At 72.6% G+C, this 19,320-nt stretch carries 16 protein-coding genes; 8 read left to right on the plus strand and 8 right to left on the minus strand.

From position 1 onward, the window contains the following. Positions 1–276: transposase (locus ACIA8L_RS53635; RefSeq protein WP_395917604.1), on the plus strand; the 276-nt coding region annotated here is incomplete at its 5' end. Between the two features lie 142 nt (positions 277–418). Here the strand turns inward: ACIA8L_RS53635 and ACIA8L_RS53640 are convergent. Then, entirely contained in the window at positions 419–1,429 is a 1,011-nt protein-coding gene (locus ACIA8L_RS53640) for a transcriptional regulator protein (RefSeq protein ID WP_395917606.1), read from the minus strand. A gap of 500 nt (positions 1,430–1,929) precedes the next feature. Here ACIA8L_RS53640 and ACIA8L_RS53645 point away from each other — a divergent pair, with 500 nt between their 5' ends. The 5 genes from ACIA8L_RS53645 (at position 1,930) to ACIA8L_RS53665 (ending at position 7,145) form a co-directional block, all read left to right on the plus strand. After that, entirely contained in the window at positions 1,930–3,246 is a 1,317-nt protein-coding gene (locus ACIA8L_RS53645) for a cation:proton antiporter (RefSeq protein ID WP_395917608.1), read from the plus strand. A gap of 22 nt (positions 3,247–3,268) precedes the next feature. Beyond that, positions 3,269–3,862 (plus strand): nitroreductase, encoded by a 594-nt coding sequence (locus ACIA8L_RS53650; RefSeq protein ID WP_395917610.1) that lies wholly within the window; start codon positions 3,269–3,271, stop codon positions 3,860–3,862. A gap of 61 nt (positions 3,863–3,923) precedes the next feature. Next, positions 3,924–4,589 carry an ABC transporter ATP-binding protein gene (locus tag ACIA8L_RS53655; RefSeq protein ID WP_395917612.1) on the plus strand — a complete coding sequence of 222 codons (666 nt, stop codon included), beginning with the start codon at positions 3,924–3,926 and terminating at the stop codon, positions 4,587–4,589. 254 nt (positions 4,590–4,843) lie between these two features. Next, entirely contained in the window at positions 4,844–5,932 is a 1,089-nt protein-coding gene (locus ACIA8L_RS53660; protein WP_395917614.1) for a peptidoglycan-binding protein, read from the plus strand. After that, on the plus strand, positions 5,919–7,145 hold the full coding sequence (locus tag ACIA8L_RS53665) for an ABC transporter permease (protein WP_395917616.1): 1,227 nt from the start codon (positions 5,919–5,921) through the stop codon (positions 7,143–7,145). The genes ACIA8L_RS53660 and ACIA8L_RS53665 overlap by 14 nt, the downstream gene beginning before the upstream one ends. 166 nt (positions 7,146–7,311) lie before the next feature. Here the strand turns inward: ACIA8L_RS53665 and ACIA8L_RS53670 are convergent, their stop codons facing one another. After that, positions 7,312–8,406, minus strand: a complete 1,095-nt coding sequence (locus ACIA8L_RS53670) for a peptidoglycan-binding protein (RefSeq protein WP_395917618.1) — start codon at positions 8,404–8,406, stop codon at positions 7,312–7,314. 205 nt (positions 8,407–8,611) lie between these two features. Further along, the gene (locus ACIA8L_RS53675; RefSeq protein ID WP_395917620.1) at positions 8,612–9,160 is read right to left on the minus strand and encodes a hypothetical protein; all 549 of its coding nucleotides are present in this window, start codon (positions 9,158–9,160) and stop codon (positions 8,612–8,614) included. A 424-nt stretch (positions 9,161–9,584) separates the two neighbouring features. Here ACIA8L_RS53675 and ACIA8L_RS53680 point away from each other — a divergent pair, with 424 nt between their 5' ends. Then, on the plus strand, positions 9,585–10,370 hold the full coding sequence (locus ACIA8L_RS53680) for a BTAD domain-containing putative transcriptional regulator (RefSeq protein WP_395917622.1): 786 nt from the start codon (positions 9,585–9,587) through the stop codon (positions 10,368–10,370). A gap of 222 nt (positions 10,371–10,592) precedes the next feature. Continuing rightward, positions 10,593–12,182 carry an MBL fold metallo-hydrolase gene (locus ACIA8L_RS53685; RefSeq protein WP_395917624.1) on the plus strand — a complete coding sequence of 530 codons (1,590 nt, stop codon included), beginning with the start codon at positions 10,593–10,595 and terminating at the stop codon, positions 12,180–12,182. Positions 12,183–12,247: 65 nt separating this feature from the next. Here the strand turns inward: ACIA8L_RS53685 and ACIA8L_RS53690 are convergent, their stop codons facing one another. The 5 genes from ACIA8L_RS53690 to ACIA8L_RS53710 all read right to left on the minus strand — a co-directional run bounded on the left by ACIA8L_RS53690 (position 12,248) and on the right by ACIA8L_RS53710 (position 19,212). After that, positions 12,248–13,228 (minus strand): helix-turn-helix domain-containing protein, encoded by a 981-nt coding sequence (locus tag ACIA8L_RS53690; RefSeq protein WP_395917626.1) that lies wholly within the window; start codon positions 13,226–13,228, stop codon positions 12,248–12,250. A 639-nt stretch (positions 13,229–13,867) separates the two neighbouring features. Beyond that, positions 13,868–14,515, minus strand: coding sequence for a response regulator (locus ACIA8L_RS53695; protein ID WP_395917627.1), 648 nt, complete (start codon positions 14,513–14,515; stop codon positions 13,868–13,870). A 91-nt stretch (positions 14,516–14,606) separates the two neighbouring features. Further along, complete coding sequence (locus tag ACIA8L_RS53700; RefSeq protein ID WP_395917628.1) at positions 14,607–16,994, minus strand: aminotransferase class I/II-fold pyridoxal phosphate-dependent enzyme; 2,388 nt, start codon at positions 16,992–16,994, stop codon at positions 14,607–14,609. Then, on the minus strand, positions 16,991–18,001 hold the full coding sequence (hppD, locus tag ACIA8L_RS53705; protein ID WP_395917630.1) for a 4-hydroxyphenylpyruvate dioxygenase: 1,011 nt from the start codon (positions 17,999–18,001) through the stop codon (positions 16,991–16,993). The genes ACIA8L_RS53700 and hppD overlap by 4 nt, the downstream gene beginning before the upstream one ends. Before the next feature lie 206 nt (positions 18,002–18,207). Further along, a complete protein-coding gene (locus ACIA8L_RS53710) occupies positions 18,208–19,212 on the minus strand; it encodes a ParB N-terminal domain-containing protein (protein ID WP_395917631.1) in 1,005 nt (334 codons plus the stop codon). Positions 19,213–19,320: the final 108 nt, after the last annotated feature.

Consider the following 19,320-nt stretch of genomic DNA (forward strand, 5'->3'; position numbering starts at 1 on the left):
ATCTGGGACGGGCTGTCCGCACACCGCTCCAAGGACATGAAGACCTGGCTCGCCGGCCAGCAGCATTGGCTCAGGGTCGAGCAGTTGCCCGGCTACGCCCACGACCTCAACCCCATGGAACTGGTCTGGGGCAACCTCAAGAACACCGAACTGGCCAACCTCTGCCCCGACATCCTCGACGACGCCGACACCGCCGCCCACAACGGACTGCACCGCATCGGCAGCAGCTACCAACTCTGCTTCAACTTCCTCGACCACACCGGCCTACGTCTCTGAACCTCACTCAAATACCGAAAGATCTTTAGAACATGCGCTGATCTACTCATCGGGCCGCTCGGGCAGGCTGGCCCGTCACGCCGCCACACCACCGGGATCGACGCGGGATCGAGGCCCGCCGGTGGCCCCGCGACCGTCCGGCTCATGCCAGCCGGCGGGCCCGGTGGTGCAGGTCGTCGGCGATGGTCCGCCACTCGTCGGCGAACCCGCCCGCCACCTCGGCCAGGATGTACGTGCAGTGGCTCGGGATGTCGGCCGACATCGCCTGCCAGTCCTCGTATCGCACGGCCCGGGTTATGAGCCACCGCACCAGCGCCCGGCCGGACTCGTTGAAGCGCAGGGCCGGGTCCCGCTGCAGGCCCTGCAGCGCCGCCTCCAGCCCCGGGCGGCCCGCCGGGCGGCGGGCGGTGCGCTTGCGCGGGCCCGGCGCGGCACCGTCGACCGGCAGGCGGACCGGCACTGGGTCCTCGCCGCGGCGCATCCGCTTGCGGACGTCCTGAGCCGTGGTCGGTGAGACGCCCGACCGGCGGGCGATCTCCCGCAGCGACGCGTCGGGCGACTCGCGGATGACCTCGGCCGCCCGGCGCCGCCCCTCGGCGCTGTCCAGCGGGCGCCGGCGCCCGTCACGGCCGATGCGGACGACGGTCTGCCGGGCGGTGTCGTTGGTGGCCTCGACCCGCCGGCGAATGCCGCCCACCGTGCCGGCGCCGAGCCCCACGGCCTCGGCGATGGCCCGGTCGGACCACGTCGGGTTCTCGTTGACGATGCGCTCGGCGGCCAGGGTCCGGTCCCGCAGCGACAGCGGCCGCCCGTGGGCGATGTTGGAACGCACCGCGAGGATGAACGCCTCCTGCACGGTGCCGTCGAAGAAGCGGACCGCGAGCTCGGCGTCGCCGCGCAGCCGCGCCGCGCCCAGCCGGTGCATGCCGTCGATGACGCGCATGGTGCCGCGGTGCACGATGACCGGCGGCAGCTCGGCGTCCGCGTCGGCCAGGACCCGAATATGCTCGTCGTCCTCGCCCGCGAGCCGCGGCGAGTCGGCGGGCCGCAGCGCCGCGATCGGGACGCGTTCGGCCCGCGAATCCGGGTCGAAAATGGTCCGGCGCCCGTGCACCACGCCGTCGGGTAAGCCGATGTCAGGTGTGTGCCCCATATTGCCCCCGTGTTGTCCGACGCGGACGGACGGGGGCCGATCCGTTCTCGCACGACACCCGCGCACGCACACGTCGCTGTTGCCTGGAACCGAGCGGGCATCCCTTCTCACCCGGTGTCCGCGCGCGCTGCCGCCGACGGCCGGGAGATGAGCGTGTCCGAGTGCACCGGGACGTCGAAATGCCGCGCCAGCGCCGCGATTGGCCGGAGCCATGCTCTCAACGGCGAACGTCCAATGTCAATACAATCCCAGTTCGGCGCAATCTTGGAATTTGCTGTGGATGGTGTGGCCACTTGATCCTACGAGGCGTAGGAACGCCAATTTCCGTGCCATCGAAAATGACGTTTGTATATCTATCTGAGTAAACCACCGACACCCACGCAGGTAGCGCGCCCGTGGCGGTTGAGTGTCGGCCGGCTGGCCGCGCCTTGCCTGGCCGGATCCGCCGGTGCCAGGCTCGGCGGCGCCGCGGCCGAGACCCAGCGACCCGGAGGCAGACATTGCACAGTCCCGCTTCGGCGGCCGAGCTCACCATCGCGTCCGCGGTGGCCGGCGTCGCGTTCGTGCTCATCGCCGCGCGGCTGCTCGGCACCCTGGCCCGGCGCCTGGGCCAGCCGGCCGTGCTCGGCGAGATCATCGGCGGCATCCTGCTGGGCCCCAGCGCGCTGGGGCTGCTCCCGGGCCACCTCACCGACCGGCTGTTCCCGCTCGCCGCCCGGCCGATGCTCGCCGCGATCGCGCAGATCGGCCTGCTGCTGTTCATGTTCATGATCGGATGGGAGTTCGACCGGGGCCTGCTGCGCCGCCGGCGCACCGCCGCGGCCGCGGTCTCGCTCTCCTCCGTCGTCCTCGCCTTCGGGCTCGGCGCCGGGCTCGCCACACTGCTCTACGCGCACCACGCCACCGCGCACGGCCGGCCGGTCTCCCCGGTCGCCTTCGCGCTCTTCCTCGGCGCGGCCATGGCCATCACCGCGTTCCCGGTGCTGGCCCGGATGCTCACCGACAGCGGCCTGATGCACACCCGGGTCGGCGCCCTCGCTCTGGCCAGCGCGGCCATCGACGACTTGCTGGCGTGGTGCATGCTCGCGCTCGTCTCGGCCATCGCCACCGCGTCGGGCCAGGGGACGTTCCTGCAGACGGTCCTGCTCAGCCTGGCCTACGTCGCGGTGATGCTCGCGGCGGTGCGGCCGTTGCTGCGATGGCTGTTCCGCCGCCTGACCGGGCGCGGCGGCACGCTGCCGCACCTGCTGGTCGTCGTGGCCGCGGGCGTCTTCCTCAGCGCCTACGCCACCACCTGGATCGGCATCCACCCGATCTTCGGCGCCTTCCTGTTCGGCCTGGTGACCCCCCGCGAACCGGCCGATGCGCTGCAGCTGCACCTGCGGCGCCCGCTGAGCACCGTCGGCACCCTGCTGATGCCGGTCTTCTTCATCATCACCGGCCTGGGCGTCGACGTCGGCGGGCTCACCTGGGTCAACGCCCTGGAGCTGGCGGCGATCCTGGCGGTGGCCTGCACCGGCAAGCTCCTCGGCGCCGGCGTCCCGGCGCTGCTGATGCGGATGCCGCGGCGCGAGGCCGGCGCCCTGGGCCTGCTCATGAACGCGCGCGGCCTCACCGAGCTCATCATCCTCAACGCCGGGGTCAGCCTCGGCGTCCTCGACACGTCGATGTTCACCATGATGGTGATCATGGCGGTGGCGACGACCGCGATGGTCGGGCCGCTCCTGCCCCGCGTCACCGACACCGCCGCACCGGTCGATCCCGAGGAGCCGGCGTCGGTGCCGGTCGACGGGGCCACGGCACCGTTGACGAAGTAATGATCACGGGGAGTTGTACGGCATGGATGTGGTAACGGCGATTCTGACCCGGCGCAGCGAGCGCCGGCTGACCGAGCCCGCCCCGGACACCGCGGAGTTCGCGGAGCTGCTGGCGATCGCCGCCACCGGGCCGGACCACGGGCAGCTGCGGCCGTGGCGCTGGATCCTGCTGCGCGGCGACGACCGCGGCGAGCTCGGCGCCTGTTTCGCCGCCGCCGTGAGCCCCGACCGGGCCGCCGCCGAGGCCGCCAAGCCTCTGCGCGCCCCGTTGCTGGCGACGCTGATCTTCCAGCCTCGGTACGGCCACAAGGTGCCCGAGTGGGAGCAGCTCGCCGCCGCGAGCCTCATGAGCCACGGGTTGATGCTGCTGCTGCACGCGCGCGGCTACGGCAGCATCTGGCGTACCGGGGCCCACACCGACGCGCCGGCGGTCCGGGCACTGCTGGGACTGTCTCCGCCCGAGCGGGCCCTCGGCTGGCTGTACATCGGCCGCCCGGCCCCGGCCCGGGTGGACCCGATCCGCGCGCTGCCGGACGTCGCCGGCAAGGTCGCCGCCCTGCACCCGGACCGCACGCTGTCGATGGCGGGCCCGCCGGACCGCCATCCCCCGAAATGAGGCGGCCGAGGCTTTACATTTGGGGGATGCGCGGCGGCGCCGGCTCGGGCATCGTGGCACCATGGCCGTCCTCGAGCTGCGCGAAGTGCGCAAGACCTACCCCGGCGAACCGCCCGTCGAGTCCGTGCGGGGCGTCGACCTGCGCGTCGGAGCCGGTGACATGCTGGCGATCTCCGGCGCGTCCGGCTCGGGCAAGTCGACGCTGCTGAACCTCATGGCGACGCTGGACCGGCCCACGAAGGGCTCGGTCGTCATCGACGGCATGGCGGTCGAGGGCCTCACCGACCGGCAGCTGGCCGGGGTGCGCGCGCACCGCGTGGGCGTGGTGTTCCAGCAGTTCTTCCTGCTCGAGTCGCTCAACGCGATGGACAACGTGGCCAACGGGCTGCTGTACCGCGGGGTGCCGGCCAAGCAGCGCCGGGCGGCGGCCGTGGAGGCGCTGCAGCGGGTCGGGCTCGGCCACCGCACCCACCACCGGGTCACCAAGCTCTCCGGCGGCGAGCGCCAGCGCGTGGCCATCGCCCGCGCCGTCGTCGGCAAACCCGCCATCATGTTCGCCGACGAGCCCACCGGCAACCTCGACTCGAACAACAGCCGCGAGATCATGGCCCTGCTGGCCGAGCTCAACGACAACGGCACGACGATGGTCATCATCACGCACGAGCCGGCCGTCGCCGACGCCTGCAAGCGCCAGGTCGTCATGCGCGACGGGCAGCTCGTCGCGTGACCCGTCCGGGGCCGCGGCATCGCCGTGCCACTCGATCGTGTGCCCGGCCCGTGGCCGGGCACACTGCGCTGAGCCGGATCTGCCCGCGGTGCCCCTCAAATTGAGCGCATGCCGGGTTACCTTTGGGGGAAGCGTCACCCCGCCCCGCCGGGTGATCGTATTAGCATGACCGAACTGGACTTTCCCGCCGGCCGGGAGCCGCACCGCGGCCGCGCCGCCCGGTGCCCGTTTGCCCGCGACTCGGGGCGATGGCCATGAGCCGCACGACGAAGGTCGTCACCGGCGTGGCCCTCGTCGGGGTCGCGGGCGTCGCCGCGCTGGTGGCCAAGCAGCAGCTCTCGCACTCCGACGCGCCGGCCGAGCCCACCGCGGTCAGCACGTCGACCGCCGGCGTGGTCCGCAAGACCATCTCCGAGCGGCAGTTCGTCATCGGCACGCTGGGCTACGCCGAATCGTACGTCGTCACCGGGTCGGGGCAGGGCACGCTCACCTGGGTGCCGCCGCTGGGCACGGTGGTCAACGCCGGCGACGCCGCGTTCGAGGTCGACGGCAAGCGCGTCATCCTGCTGTACGGCACCCGCCCGGCCTGGCGCGACTTCACCTCGGGCATGACCGACGGCGTCGACGTCGAGCAGCTGGAGACCAACCTGCGCAACCTCGGCTACGGCGACGGGGTGACCGTGGACCAGAAGTTCACCAACGCCACGTACAACGCCATCCGCCGCTGGCAGCAGGACCGGCACGTGACGGTCACCGGCTCGCTGCCCCTCGGCTCGGTCACGTTCATGCCCGGCACGATCCGGATCAGCGGGCACGAGTTGAAGCTGGGCACGCAGGTCGGACCGGGGGCCACCGTGGAGTACGCCACCAGTAACCAGCCCGCGGTGAACATCAACGCCTCGACCCAGCAGCTCGGCTGGATCAAGGTCGGCGACACGGTCCTGGTGACGCTGCCCGACAACAAGCCGCGCGACGGCAAGGTGAGCGCGATCGGGGCCACCACCACGACCACCGGGTCGGGCAGCGGCGGCAACGCCGGCGCGAGCCAGACCACGGTCCCGGTGACCGTGCGCGTCGACGGCGAGGTCACCGGCTTCGTCGACCAGGCCACCGTGCGGGTCTGGGTCATCCGCGCGACGCACGACAACGTGCTGACGGTGCCGATCGCGGCGCTGAACTCCGTCTCCGACGGCAAGTACGAGGTGATCGTGGTCGATGGCACGGCGACCCGGCGGGTGCCGGTCACGACCGGGCTGTTCGACGACCTCGCCGGAACCGCCGAGATCAGCGGCGACGGTCTCTCCGAAGGGCAGAAGGTGCAGGTCCCCCGTGACGACACGTGACCAGAGCCCGGGCGCTCCCACGCACCGGATCCCGCGCAGCACGCTGCGCAGCCGGGACCTGCTCCCGACCGGCTCGCTCGGGCTGCGCTCGCGCAAGCTGCGGGCGCTGCTGTCCGGGCTCGGCATCGCCATCGGCATCGCCTCGATCGTGTCGGTGCTCGGGGTGACCCGCTCCAGCCAGTCGGCGCTGCTGGCCCAGATCGACCAGCTCGGCACCAACCTGCTGACCGTCGCCAACGGCATGGGCTCCTCCGGCGAGGAGAAGCTGCTGCCGACGACCGCCACGGCGATGATCGGGCAGGTGGCCCACGTGCAGGGCGTCGCCCCGACGGCGAAGCTCGCCGACGCCAACGTGTATCGCAACGACCACATCGCAACCGGACGCACCGGCGGACGATCGGTGCGGGCCGCGGACGCGACGCTGCTGACCACGCTGGACGGCTCGCTGCTGTCCGGGCGATTCCTCAGCGACGACGAGTCGCCGGTGACGGTCCTGGGCTACAACGCGGCCACCACGCTCGGCATCACCGACGTGAGCGGGAACGACCGCGTGTGGCTCGGCGGGCACTGGTACACCGTGGTCGGCATCCTCAAGCCGTTCACCCTGGCCCCGGAGATCGACCAGTCCGCGCTCGTGTCCTTCGCGTCGGCGGAGCACCTGCTGGGGTACAACGGCCACCCCAGCCGCATCTACGTGCGGGCGCAGACCGAGTACACCGCCGATGTCGCGAAGGTCCTCGCCCCCGCGGCGAACCCGGAGAACCCGTCCGAGGTGGCGGTGAGCCGCCCGTCGGACGCGCTGACCGCGCAGCTGCAGGTCAAGCAGTCCGGGGCCGGCCTGATCCTGGGCCTCGGGGCGATCGCCCTGCTCGTCGGCGCGATCGGCATCGCCAACGTCATGGTGATCGCGGTGCTCGAGCGGCGTACCGAGATCGGCCTGCGCCGGGCGCTCGGGGCGGCCCGTGGTCACGTCGCGGCGCAGTTCCTGACCGAGTCGCTGATCCTGGCCACGCTCGGCGGCCTCGGCGGCATCGCGATCGGCGCGGCCGTCACCGTCGGCATGGCCCTCAACCGCGGCTGGACGACGCTGATCCCGCCCGAGGCCTTGTACGGCGGGCTCCTGGTCTCCATCGCGGCCGGCGTTATCGCGGGGATGTACCCGGCGCTGCGGGCCGCGCAGATGCCCCCGACCGACGCGTTGCGCACCGCCTGACCCGCCTCGCCACACGCCTTCCTCGCAAGCCCGGGCGGGCCACCGGAATCCCCCGATCCGGTGGTCCGCCCGCTTTGCTGTGTGGACCTGCTGTGTGGACCTGGTCCACAGACGGAGGAGCCCTCCCGGCACGACCGGGAGGGCTCTGCACGTCGCCGTGGAGGCGTCACGGCGTGCCGGTGGGGATGGCGACCTGTTGTCCCGCGGCCAGACCCTCGCCGGACACCTCGACCACGCCGGCGACCTGGTCGAAGATGCCGACCTTGACGCTCACGTGCCGGGTCTGGGCGCCGTCGGCCACCAGGACCTCGTATGTCTTCTCGGTCAGGGCCCGCAGCGCCGGGATCGGCACGGCCAGCACCCCGCGGTGCGACTCGACCGTGATCCCGACCGTCACCTGAGCGTCCTCGACGACACCGCTGATCTCGCCGGTCAGCGTGATGACCACCGGGGCGCTCGCCGGCTGGTTGGCCGCCTGGCCGCTCTGCCCGCCGGCCGGCGGCTGGGCCACCGCGCCGATGCTGGTCACCGTGCCGGGCTTGCGGCTGCCGTCCGGCAGGCTCACCACGACCGAGTCACCCACATGCACCTGCGGCAGCACGTTCGTCGCCACCTGCGCGGTGATCGCCCGCTGCTCGCCCGTCCCCCGCTCCACCGTCGCCCCCGGTCCGACGGACGCGCCGACACGCAGGTCCGACCCGGCGACCCGCACGGTGCCGGTCACGAACACGACCTGGCCGAGCGGCACGGTGCCGGTGACCGGCAGGCCGGAGTCCTTCTGCCAGCGGCGCACCGCCCAGTAGGTGGCCGACGAGTAGTGCTGGTCGACGGTGACCCCGGCGCCGTAGCCGAGCGCCTTGAGGTTCTCCTCCAACTGCTGCACGTCCGCCCCGTCGGTCATCCCCGACTGCAGTGCGCGCCACGGCGGCCGCTCGCCGAACAGCAGGATGACCGGCTTGCCCTCGATCTCGTAGGCGGGCTTGCCCCGGCCGATCACCGTGCCGACCGCGGGCAGCCACGTCACCGTGCCCTGCCCCGGAGAGATGACGGTGAACGAGCCCGACCGTCCGAGCGCGCCGGTGACCTCCTGGCGGCGGGCCACGTCGACGCTCACGACCGGCGCCGTCGTCGAGGGGGCGCCCGGGGCGGCCGACTGCGCCGTCGCCTTCGGGCGGTCCTTCCACAACGCCACGGCTCCCCCGGCGCCGGCCACACCGACCAGCGCGATCCCGGCCACCACCGCGCCGCGTTTGCGATTCACGTCGTCCGCTCCTGCACGTCGATCGGGCGAAATCCCGAGACCGGCTCCATGCATACAGCTTCGCCCGGCCCGCGCGGTGGCCGCTTCCCCAAATAGTGGCAGGCCAGGCGCCCCATTTGGGGGTCCTGAACCGGTCCGCATCCCGCTGCCGTGGCCACCGCGGCATCGCGGCGTTCATGGCGCGGCGGCCGCGGCGCTGGCGCCCTCAACGCGGCGGCGCCAGCACTACCTCGGGGCCGTCCTCCGGTTGGTACTGCTTGCAGGCGCCCGTCGCGGCCGGCTTCCACTGCTGCTCCGCCGACGGGTCGGCGAGCCGGGCCGGGATCGTGAACGTGCCGTCCGGGTTGGGGTCCGGCCAGTCCGGGATGCCGTGCCCGCGCATGCAGGCGGTGAAGGCGCGGGCCTGCTTGAGGTCCACCGCGGGCGGGCTCTTCAGCGCGTACGGCGAGACCTCGTTCACCCGCCGCACGACGTCCTGGCACGCCTCCGGCACCGGCATCCGGCCGGCGGTCACCGGGAACCCCCAGCCGCCGTCGGCCCCTTGCACCGGATCGGGGAAGTCGGGCTGCCCGTGCGCGCGGAAGCACTCCGCCACCTGCAGGAAGAGCGCGGCGCTGTCCACTCCGGCCGCCGCCGGGCTCTTCACCGCGAACGTCTTCGGCGCGGTCGGGGCCGGCCCGGCCCGGTCGCCGTCACCGCAGGCGCTCAACAGGACGGCGGTGCCAAGCCCGGCCACGAATGTGCGGATGCGCATGGCGACATCCGATCGCGCCGGTACCGCCGCCGCCACCCCCGCGGGTAGTGCCCGCCCCACCCAGTTTGGGGGAGCCGCCGGGCCGATGCGCCCCAGGACACTCGCCATCGGCATTTTGGCCAGCGGGCGGCTCCGGATCAAGTGTGTGCGGCGGCGGGCTCGCACGGCGCCGGGGTGTTCGACTGACGCGCCTGACGCAGTCGAACAGATCTCGGCCATCCCGGCGCCAGCGACGCTGGACGGTCATAACACCCGTCGATAGCATTCCCCGCGACAGGCCGAGATCGCCGCATCTCGACGGGACGGGCCCACCGGCCGCCCGGCACACCCTCACGCGCACACGAGCGCCCCGGCACCCGCGCCGGCGGCGTCAGCGGCGTGCCACGACCCGGTACCGCGGCCATCCGACGACGGGGGAAACGTCATGCAGTTCAACATCCTGGGCAGCCTGCAGATCGGCTCGCCGGAGCAGCCGGTCCAGATCACGGCGCCCAAGCAGCGCGCCGTCCTCGCCGCGCTCCTGCTCGCCAACAACACCGACGTCTCGACCGATCAGCTCATCCAGCACACCTGGGACCACCATCCGCCGACCACCGCGCAGACGACTCTGCAGTCGTACATCTACCGCCTCCGCCAGCTCCTGCGCCCCCTGCCGAACACCACCCTGCACACCAACACCGACAGCTACGCGCTGCACACCGACGCCGAGGACATCGACCTGCACCACTTCCGCAAGCTCGCCGAACAGGCGCGCAGCGACAACCACCACGGCCGGCACCAGCACGCCACCGAACACCTCCGACTGGCCCTCAAGCTCTGGCGGGGCAACGCGCTCACCGGCATCCCGGGCACGACGACCGCCCAGGAGGCCACGATCATCAACAACGAGCGCACCGCCGCCTACGAGGAGCTGTTCGACACCGAGATCACGCTGGGCAACACGCGCCACATCATCCCGGAGCTCACGAAGCTGACCACGACGCATCCGTACCACGAGACGTTCCGGGCCCAGCTCATCCTGGCCCTCTACGCGTCCGGCCGCCAGGCCGAGGCGCTGCAGCACTACGCCCTCATCCGCCGGCGCCTGCGGGACAACCTCGGCATCGAGCCGGGGCCGGAGCTGCAGCAGCTCCACCGGCACATCCTCGAGCACCGGCCGCCCACGAACATCGCCGTCGCGAACGCGCGCTACGACGCCGCGGTGGCCTGACCGCCGACCGTCCTTCGTAGACGGTCACAGGTGGAGCGGCGTTGGCGCCGCGGTAGTGGGGCGGTCGACGGGGCCACCGAACCGTCTCGCACACGGCCGCGGCACCGGCATCATGGCTCTCGCGGCGGCCCGAGCGCCGCCCTCTGCCTCGTCCCGCTGTGTCCCGGGCCACGCCCGCACACGCAGGGGCCGACCAATTCCGAGACTGGAGGGAGCTCACCGATGGGCTTGCCCGACGAGCCGGTGTTCCTGCGTTCCAACGCCGTGATCGAGCCACTGGTCGACCGATTCTTCGCCTGGATGCACATCGTCGCACCCGTCCAGGCCTCGATGAACCTGGCCAACCTGCAGGTGCCGCTGCTCGAGTCGTACCTGCAGAACCCGCAAGTGCACCTGGCCGCGAGCAACAACCCGGCGCTGCGCGGCGGGTACTTCGTCAACATCGAGGAGTCGCGCAGCAACGAGGTCGCCGAGCTGCTCGACGGCATCAAGCGCGACCGCGCCGACATGCTGGCGTTCGCCGCCGCGGTCGCCGAGGCCGAGGAGATGCTGGAGCAGCAGGCGACCGGCTTCGACCTGACCCCGCTGTACCCGAAGCTGCCGGCCGCGCTCAACGGGCTCGTGGAGCTGGCCTACGACACGAACAACCAGCCGTCGATGCGGTACATCGAGCCGCTGGTGTACACCAGCCCGGTGTACGACGCCGGCCGCCAGTCCGTGCAGCTCTCCCTGGACACCGGGGTCGAGCGGCCGTTCATCCTGAGCACACCGCGGCTGCCCGGCCCCGGCGTGCTCGACCTGCCGCTGCGCTTCGCCCACCCGGGCCTGGACGCGCTGTTCGCGGCGCGCACCGCCCCGTCGAGCCTGGCCCGGCTGCGCGAGGCGCTCGAACTGGACGACGCGCAGGCCGCCCAGCTGGCGACGCTGCTGTCCGACGGGCCGAGCCTGGCCCCGGACCGGCACATCGAGTCCGGCGGGCGGATCCGCTACTTCGGCCACGCGTGCCTGGTCCTGCAGACGCCCGACGTCGCGATCGTGACCGACCCGTTCATCAGCACCGACAACCGGCACGGCGACCGGTACACCCTGGATGATCTTCCCGACCGCATCGACTACGTGCTCATCACGCACGGCCACCAGGACCACATCGTGCTGGAGACGCTGATCCCGCTGCGCAGCCGGGTCGGGGCCGTGGTCGTGCCGCGCTCGTCGCGGGGCAACATGTGTGACCCGTCGATCGGCCTGTACCTCAAGGCGATCGGCTTCAACGTCATCGAGGTCGACGACTTCGATGAGATCCCCTTCGTCGGCGGCCGGATCGTGGCCACGCCGTTCCTCGGCGAGCACTCCGACCTCGACATCCGCGCCAAGTCCACGTTCATCGTCCAACTGGCCGGCGCGTCGGCGTTCGTCGGCGCCGACTCGTCCGGCATCGACCCGGCGCTGTACCGCTACATCAAGGCGCACGTGGGCAAGGTCGACGTGGCCTTCCTCGGCATGGAGTGCGACGGTGCGCCGTTGACGTGGTTGTACCAAGGACTGCTGACCCGCCCCGTGACGAAGAAGATGAGCGAATCACGCAAGCTCTCGGGCTCCAACGCCAAGCAGGCGGCCGACATCATGCTGGAGCTGGACGCCGACGAGGCGTACATCTACGCCATGGGCGAGGAGAGCTGGCAGGGCCACGTCATGGCCACCACCTACACTGAGGACACCTATCAGCTCAAGCAGATCGACGAGTTCCTGGGCTGGTGCACCGACCACGGCATCACCGCCGAGCACCTGCTCAACAAGCGTGAGTGGCGCTGGTAACGACGGGCGAACGACAAATGCCGGCGGTCACCCGCCGGCATTTGCGTGTCCCGACCGCGACCGGCTCAGTTCGGCGGGGTGTCACCGTCGCCGAGCCGGTCGGCCAGGCGCAGCCACTCGTCGGCGCAGGCGCGGGCGACGTTGGCGATGATGTAGGTGCAGTGGGGCGGCACCTTTTCGATGACGTCGAGGCGCTCGTCGGCCCGGATGGCGCGGGAGAAGATCCACCGCAGGAGCTGCCGGCCCGAGTCACTGAACCGCAGGGCGGGGTCGTTCTGCAGGCCCTGCAGCATGGCGGCGAGGTCCTGGCCCTCCAGCGGCGGCGCGGGCGGCCGGGCCGCTTCCGCGTTGCGGCGGTGCCGAGGGCTCGGCACCGGGTCCTCCCCGCGCTGAACCCGGCGGCGTACGTCCCGCACGGTCGACGGGGAGACGCCGGACTCGCGGGCGACCTCGCGCAGCGACGCGTCCGGCCGTTCGCGGATGATGTGCGCGGCTCGCAGGCGCCCTTCAGTGCTGTCTAGCGGGCGTACGCGGCCATCCCGCCCGGTGCGGGCCCGCACCTCGCTGTCGGACTGGATACGCAACCGCCGGCGGATGTTCCCGACGGTACGCGCACCAAGCCCCACAGCCGCCGCGATCGCCCGGTCGGACCAGCCCGGCTCGCTGGCGATGATGCGCTCGGCGGCCCGGGACCGGTCGGCGAGCGACAGCGGCAGCCCGTGCGCCACGTTCGTCTGGACGCCCAGGACGAACGCCTCGTGCTCGGTCCCGTCGAAGAAGCACACCTCGATGAGCTCGTCGCCGCGCAGCACCGCCGCGCCGAGCCGGTGCATGCCGTCGATGACCCGCATCGTCGCGCGGTGCACAAGAATGGGCGGGAGCCGGGCGTCGATCCGGGACAGCATCTGGGTGTGCTCGATGTTCTCCCCGAACTGCCGGGGCGTATCGGCCGGCAGCAACGAGCGCACCGGCACCCACTGCGGCTCGGACAACCGGGCGGCCATCGCCTCGGACAACCGCCCGACGGTCGACTCGGACAGCCGCACGACCGGCGACTCAGACCTGACCCGCGGCTCGGACCCGCGGGTGACCGCCGGCTCGGGCCGGCGCCCGGTTGGCGAGTCGGGTAGAAGGCCAGCGGCCGGCTCCGGCCGAAGGCCGGTTGCAAGCTCGGACGGCCCTCCGGCCGGTGCGTCGGACAACCGTGTCGACGGTGCCTCCGGCGGCGCGGCCAGCCAGTGCGGGCCGGGGAGGCTGATGAATCGTCGTAAGGCGGGCGGGTCCTCGGTCGGGCCGGGCTCTGGCCGCCCCTCCGGCGGGCGCCGATCGGGCGGCTCTTCCTGGGAATCGCTTTCCTCGACGGTCGGACGCCGCTCGGGCAGCATCCGGATGACATTCGGCTGTTCCAAGGCAGCTCCCCCGAAGCTCGTCTTCCTTGGTGTTCCCAGCCCGCACCGCCGGCGCGGGCGACAAGCCGTACACAGCCCGCGCTCTCGGTCCAGGCGGGCAAAACCGTTCACAACGTGCGGTGATTGACGGAGTGCGGCCCCCTCGCGCGGGTGTTCAACTGCGCCGGCGGCACGGTCGGACACCCGCAATCGCTGCAACCCATGGTAGGCGCGTGGCACGTGCGTCGATAGAAACGCGAGCCCGCAAACTCTGGTCAGCCGGTAGGAAAAAGCCGTTCAGCCCGCGGACGGGTCGCTGAGGGCGTCGCCGAGCGGGACCAGGCCCTGCTGCAGGCCGAAGATGGCGGCCTGGGTGCGGTCCTGCAGGCCGAGCTTCATCAGGATGCTCGACACGTGCGACTTGACCGTCTGCTCGCCCAGCGACAGGGCGCGGGCGATCTCGCGGTTGGATCGGCCGCGGGACAGTTCGGCCAGCACGTCGCGTTCGCGGGCCGAGAGCCGTTCGAGGGCGCCGTCGCGCTCGTGCTCGCGCCACCGCTGTACCAGTGCGGCGGTGACGTCGGGGGTCAGGACGCTGCCGCCGGTGGCCGCGGCCCGGACCGCCTCGGTGACCCGATCGGCGGCGGTGGTCTTCGGCAGGTAGGACAGGGCGCCGGCGCGCATCGCCTCGATCGCCTTGTGCTCATCGGAGTATGACGTCAGGACGACCACCGCGGGGCGCTGTACGTCGTCGCGCAGGGCGTGCAGCACGCCGAGGCCGTCCAGCCCGGGCATGACGAGATCGAGCAGGACGACGTCCGGGTGCAGGCGGCGGATCTCGGCGAGCGCCTGGGTGCCGTCGGCCGCCTCGCCGACGACCTCGACGTCGGGCTCCTGGGCGAGCATGAAGCGCAACCCATGCCGTACCACCTCATGATCATCCACGATGAGCACCTTGACCATGCCGCCCGCACCGCCTCTCGCGTCCCCGCGCCGCCCGCTCCAGGCTACCGGCGGCACACGGACGGGTGACGCCTCAGGGGGCCTCCGACTCGATGAACCGGGCCAGCCGCTCGGTGCCCTCCTCGATCTCCGCGGGCGTCAGGTAGCTGGTCGACAGGCGGATCGCCCGTTCGCCGCCGCCGCCCGGGTGGAAGTACGACATGGGTGTCCAGAGCACCCCAAAACGTTCGGCACACCGGGCGAGGGCGGCGTTGTCGGCGACGAAGGGCACCGTGGCGGTGAGGAAGAAGCCGCCGGTGGGCCGGTTCCAGGTGACCCCCAGGGCCGTTCGCCGCTCGGCCGGCAGCACGCGGTCGAGGTGCGCGAGCATCAGCCGCATCGACTCGCCGTAGTGCTCGGCCGGGCCGGCATTGAGCTCGGTGACCCGCCCGCCGGCCGACAGCAGGGCGCCGGCGACGGCCGCCTGGCTCAGCGGCGACGTGTTGACCGTGACCATGCTCTTGATCTTCGCCAGCTCGTCGGCGAGCAGGCCGCCGGCGTCTTCGACCGGCTGGTCGGCCACGGCGAAGCCAACGCGGGCGCCGGGGAAGACGGTCTTGGAGAAGGAGCCCAGGTGCACGACTCGCCGCGCGGTGTCCAGGGCCTTCAGGAGGGGCAGCTGGGCGCCGGGGCTCACCCGTCGGTACGGGCTGTCCTCGATGATCAGCAGGTCGTACCGCACGGCCAGGTCCAGCAGCGCCCGCCGGGCCGCCAGCGGCACCGTGGTGCCCGCCGGGTTGGAGTGATCCGGGATGACGTAGAACGCGCGCGGCCGCCGGCCGAGGGCCAGCTGAGCGTCGAGCGCGGCGGCGACCGCGGCCGGGTCGAGCCCGCCCGGCGCCTCCTCGACCGGTACGACGTCGACGTCGAGAATCCGGGCGGCGCCGCTGATGCCGACGTAGCACGGGCTGGACACGAGCAGCACGTCGCGCGGGTCGCGGATCAACGCCCGCACGACGAGCAGCATCGCCTCCTGCGCGCCGACGGTGACCACGATGGAGGCCGCCGGCACGTCGATGCCCTCGTCGGCGCGCAGCGAGTCGGCGATGATCTCGCGGATCTGCCCGGCGGTCGGGCCGTACTGGTACATCGCCGAGCGGATCTGGTCGGGCGTGCGGCCCTGCTCCTCGAGGTGTGTGAAATACCGGCGGATGTGCCCGACGATGTCCTCGGTCGCGAAGAACTTGTCGTGCGGCCGCCCGGGCGCGAACGAGATCGCATCGGGGTGGCGCATCGCGATCTCGTTGAGGAAGTTCATCGTGTCCATGAGCGGATCGGACAGGCTGGCGTGCAGGCCGGCCCGGGTGAGGACCGCCGGGCCCGAGCGCGGCGCGGCCGCGGTCGCGCCCAGGTCCGGGCCGGGCCGTTGCGCGGCCGTCGTCGTGACGAGGTCCGCGCCGGCCTGGTCCAGGGCGCCCAGGCCCGCGAGCGTCATGGCGTCCGCCGTCTCCTCGCGCAGGATCCGCAGCATCCGCGACACCCCGTCGGCGCCGTCCGCGGCGAGGCCGTGCAGCACCGGCCGCCCAACGAGCACCGCGTCCGCGCCGAGCGCGCAGGCCGTCAGGACGTCGGTGCCGTGGCGTACGCCGCCGTCGAGCAGCACCGCGCACCGGCCGCCGACCGCCGCGGCCACCTCGGGCAGCGCGTCGAGCGTGGGCAGGGCACCGTCGAGCTGGCGGCCGCCGTGGTTCGACACGATGACGCCCGCGGCGCCGGTCGCGACCGCGCGTTCGGCGTCGGCGCCGGTGAGCACACCCTTGACCAGGATCGGCAGGCCGCTGAGCGCGTGCAACCGGTCGATGACGGCCCAGTCGAGCCCGGGGTCGAGCGCGGCGCGGGCGTGGGCGGCCGGCGAGGCGTAGTCGCCGTCGGGCAGGTTCGCGGGCTGGATGTTCGGCGGGAGCCGGAAGCCGTTGCGCTCGTCGCGCAGCCGGCGACCCAGGTGCGGGACGTCGGCCGTGACCACTAGGGCCTCGAAGCCGGCCCGCTCGGCCCGCCGGACGAGCCCTTCGGTGATGTCGGGGGCCTGGAAGCAGTACACCTGGAACCACAACGGCGAAGTGGCGGCCGCGCCGAGCTCCTCGAGCGTCCGGCCGGCGAACGTGCTGATCACCACCGGCACGCCCGCCGGGCCGGCCGCCCGCACGGTGGCGAGCTCGCCATCGGGGTGGGCGAGGGTCTGGTAGGCCAGCGGCGCGACGCCGAACGGCGCCGGCCAGCGCCGGCCCAGGACCGTGGTCTCCAGCCGGGGCGGGCCGGGCGCGGCGAGCACGCGCGGGCGCAGCCAGGCCCGCTCGAAGGCAGCCCGATTGCCGGCGACCGTGCGCTCGGCCCCGGCGCCGCCCTCGATGAAGTCCCACACCGCCGGGTCGAGCCGCCGCCGCGCCTCGGCGGCCAGGTCGGCCAGGGTCAGCGCGGTCACTCGGCGGCGATCCGGTCGTCGCGCTCGATGGCCTCGTAGAGTGCCCGGATGTTGTTGGCGCCGAAGCCGCGTCCGCCGCGGCGCTGGATGAGCTCGTAGAAGAGGGTGTTCCGGGGGTACGGCGACCGCGTGAACAGCTGCAGCAGGTAACCCCACTCGTCGCGGTCGGCCAGCACATCGGTCTCGCACAGGTCGGCGATCTCGACGGCCAGCTCCCGTAGCCGCTCGGCGAGGGCGTCGTAGTACGCGCCCGGGGTGCTCAGGAACTCCACGCCCCGGTCCCGGAAGTCGCGCACGGCGGGCACGATCTCGTCGACCAGGAACGCCAGGTGCTGCACCCCGGCACCCTCGTTGCGCTCCAGGAACGCGTCGAGCTGCCCGGCGTCGCGGCCGGTCAACGGCTCCAAGATGGTGAAGGTGGCGGTCCCGGCGGCGTTGCGGACCACGATGGAGTCCATCGCCTGGGTCCCCACTTCGATGAACTCGCTGGAGTACCGCTCGAAGCCGAAAGCCCCGATGTAGTGCTCGACGCAGTCGTGCAAGGCGCCGGCGGCGACCACGACGGCGACGTGGTCCAGGGCGGCGATGTGCTTCACGCGCCCCGCGGCAGCGCCCCGCGGCGCGACCGGCATCCACGGCAGACCGGCCGGCGCGTACCGCGTCGAGGCCGGCAACAGGCTGTGGCGCACCGCGCCGAACGCGGCGACGGCGTTCGCGCCGACCGGCCGGGCGCCCGCACGCAGCGCCCGCTCCCGGGTGGCCTCGACGTCGTCGCAGATGAACGCGATGTCGGCGACGCCGTCGCCGTGGCGGTCCAGGAACTCGGCGGCGGTCGCGCCCTCGGTGACGACGATCCGCACGTCCCCCCGCTCGAGCAGCGAGGACTCGGCGCCGGCCGTGCGCGCCCGGGCGACGTCGGTGAAGTCAAGAGCGCCGACGAAGTACTCGACGGCCGCCTCCCGACTGGTCGTGTAAATCTCGGTGTAGCCGATACGCAGGACAGTCATGCACTGCTCCCCTCGGGGCCGCGGGCGCGGGTCGGCCGGCGGGTCGGCGCTCAGGCGGCGCGGCCAGCGTCGCACCGGCGCGAACGGGTGGGCAACGCGCCACCAGCGGGCCACCACCCCTGCCCCATGCGGCCGGACGCGCAGGCTTGGACGGGCGCCGCACGCTCGGCCTTGGTGCGCGCCATACGCCCAGGACCGGCGCACGGTCAGGCCTGTTTGGCGCCGCGCTCCTCGAGGTCCTCGGCCAGCTGGCGCCACTCCTCGGCACACGTGCGGGCAAGGTCCGCGATGATGTACGTGCAGTGCGGCGGCACCTTGTCGGCCACGTCGACCCACTCGTCGGCCCGCAGCGCCCGGGAGAAGATCCAGCGCAGCAGCCCGCGGCCGGACTCGCTGAAGCGCAGCGCCGGGTCGTTCTGCAGGCCCTGCAGCACGACCGCGAGGTCCGGGCCGGTCATGCGGTCGTCGGCCGGCTCGCTGTCGCGCCGCGGCCGCGGGGCCGGCAGGGGGTTCTCGCCGCGCTCGATGCGCAGCCGCACGTCGCGCACCGTCGACGGCGACACTCCGGCCTCGCGGGCGATCTCGCGCAGGGACGCGTCCGGGCGCTCCCGGATGAGCTCGGAGACGCGTATCCGCCCCTCCACGTTGTTCAGCGGGCGGACCCGGCCGTCGCGGCCGGTGCGGGCGGCGTTATCGCCGCCGTCGCGGTGCTGCTGCAGCCGGCGCCGGATGTTGCCGATTGTGCGGGCGCCCAGGCCGGCCGCGGCGGCGATCGCACGGTCCGACCAGTTCGGGTGCGAGCCGATGATCCGCTCGGCGGCGCGCGTGCGGTCCTCGTGCGACAGCGGCAGGCCGTGCGCGATGTTCGTGCGCACGGCGAGGACGAATGCCTCCTGCTCGGTACCGTCGAAGAATCGAACCGGAATGAGCTCGTCCCCGCGCATCCGGGCGGCCCCGAGCCGGTGCATGCCGTCGATCACCCGCATCGTCGTGCGGTGCACGATGATCGGCGGCAGCTCGGCGTCGAGGCCGGCCAGCATGCGCGTGTGGGCGAGGTCCTCGCCGGACTCCCGCGGCGAGTCGGCCGGCAACAGCGAGCGCACCGGCAGCCACTGGGGCTCCGAGCAGCCGCTGAGCGGGTCGTCGGTGTAGGGCTGGATGGCGGCCGGAGCGACCGGCCCGGACAACGAGACACCGACCTGTTGTTCCACCGCACCGCCCCACGGGTAGCCAGGTGGCCGGTCACCACCTGCCTTCGAGCTTGGTCCCGCGGTCGGCCCGGCACTTCCCCAGAAAGAGGGAGTCCCGGTTGTCTTTCG

It is taken from the genome of Dactylosporangium sp. NPDC051541 (genome assembly GCF_044454505.1).
Lineage (GTDB): Bacteria > Actinomycetota > Actinomycetes > Mycobacteriales > Micromonosporaceae > Dactylosporangium.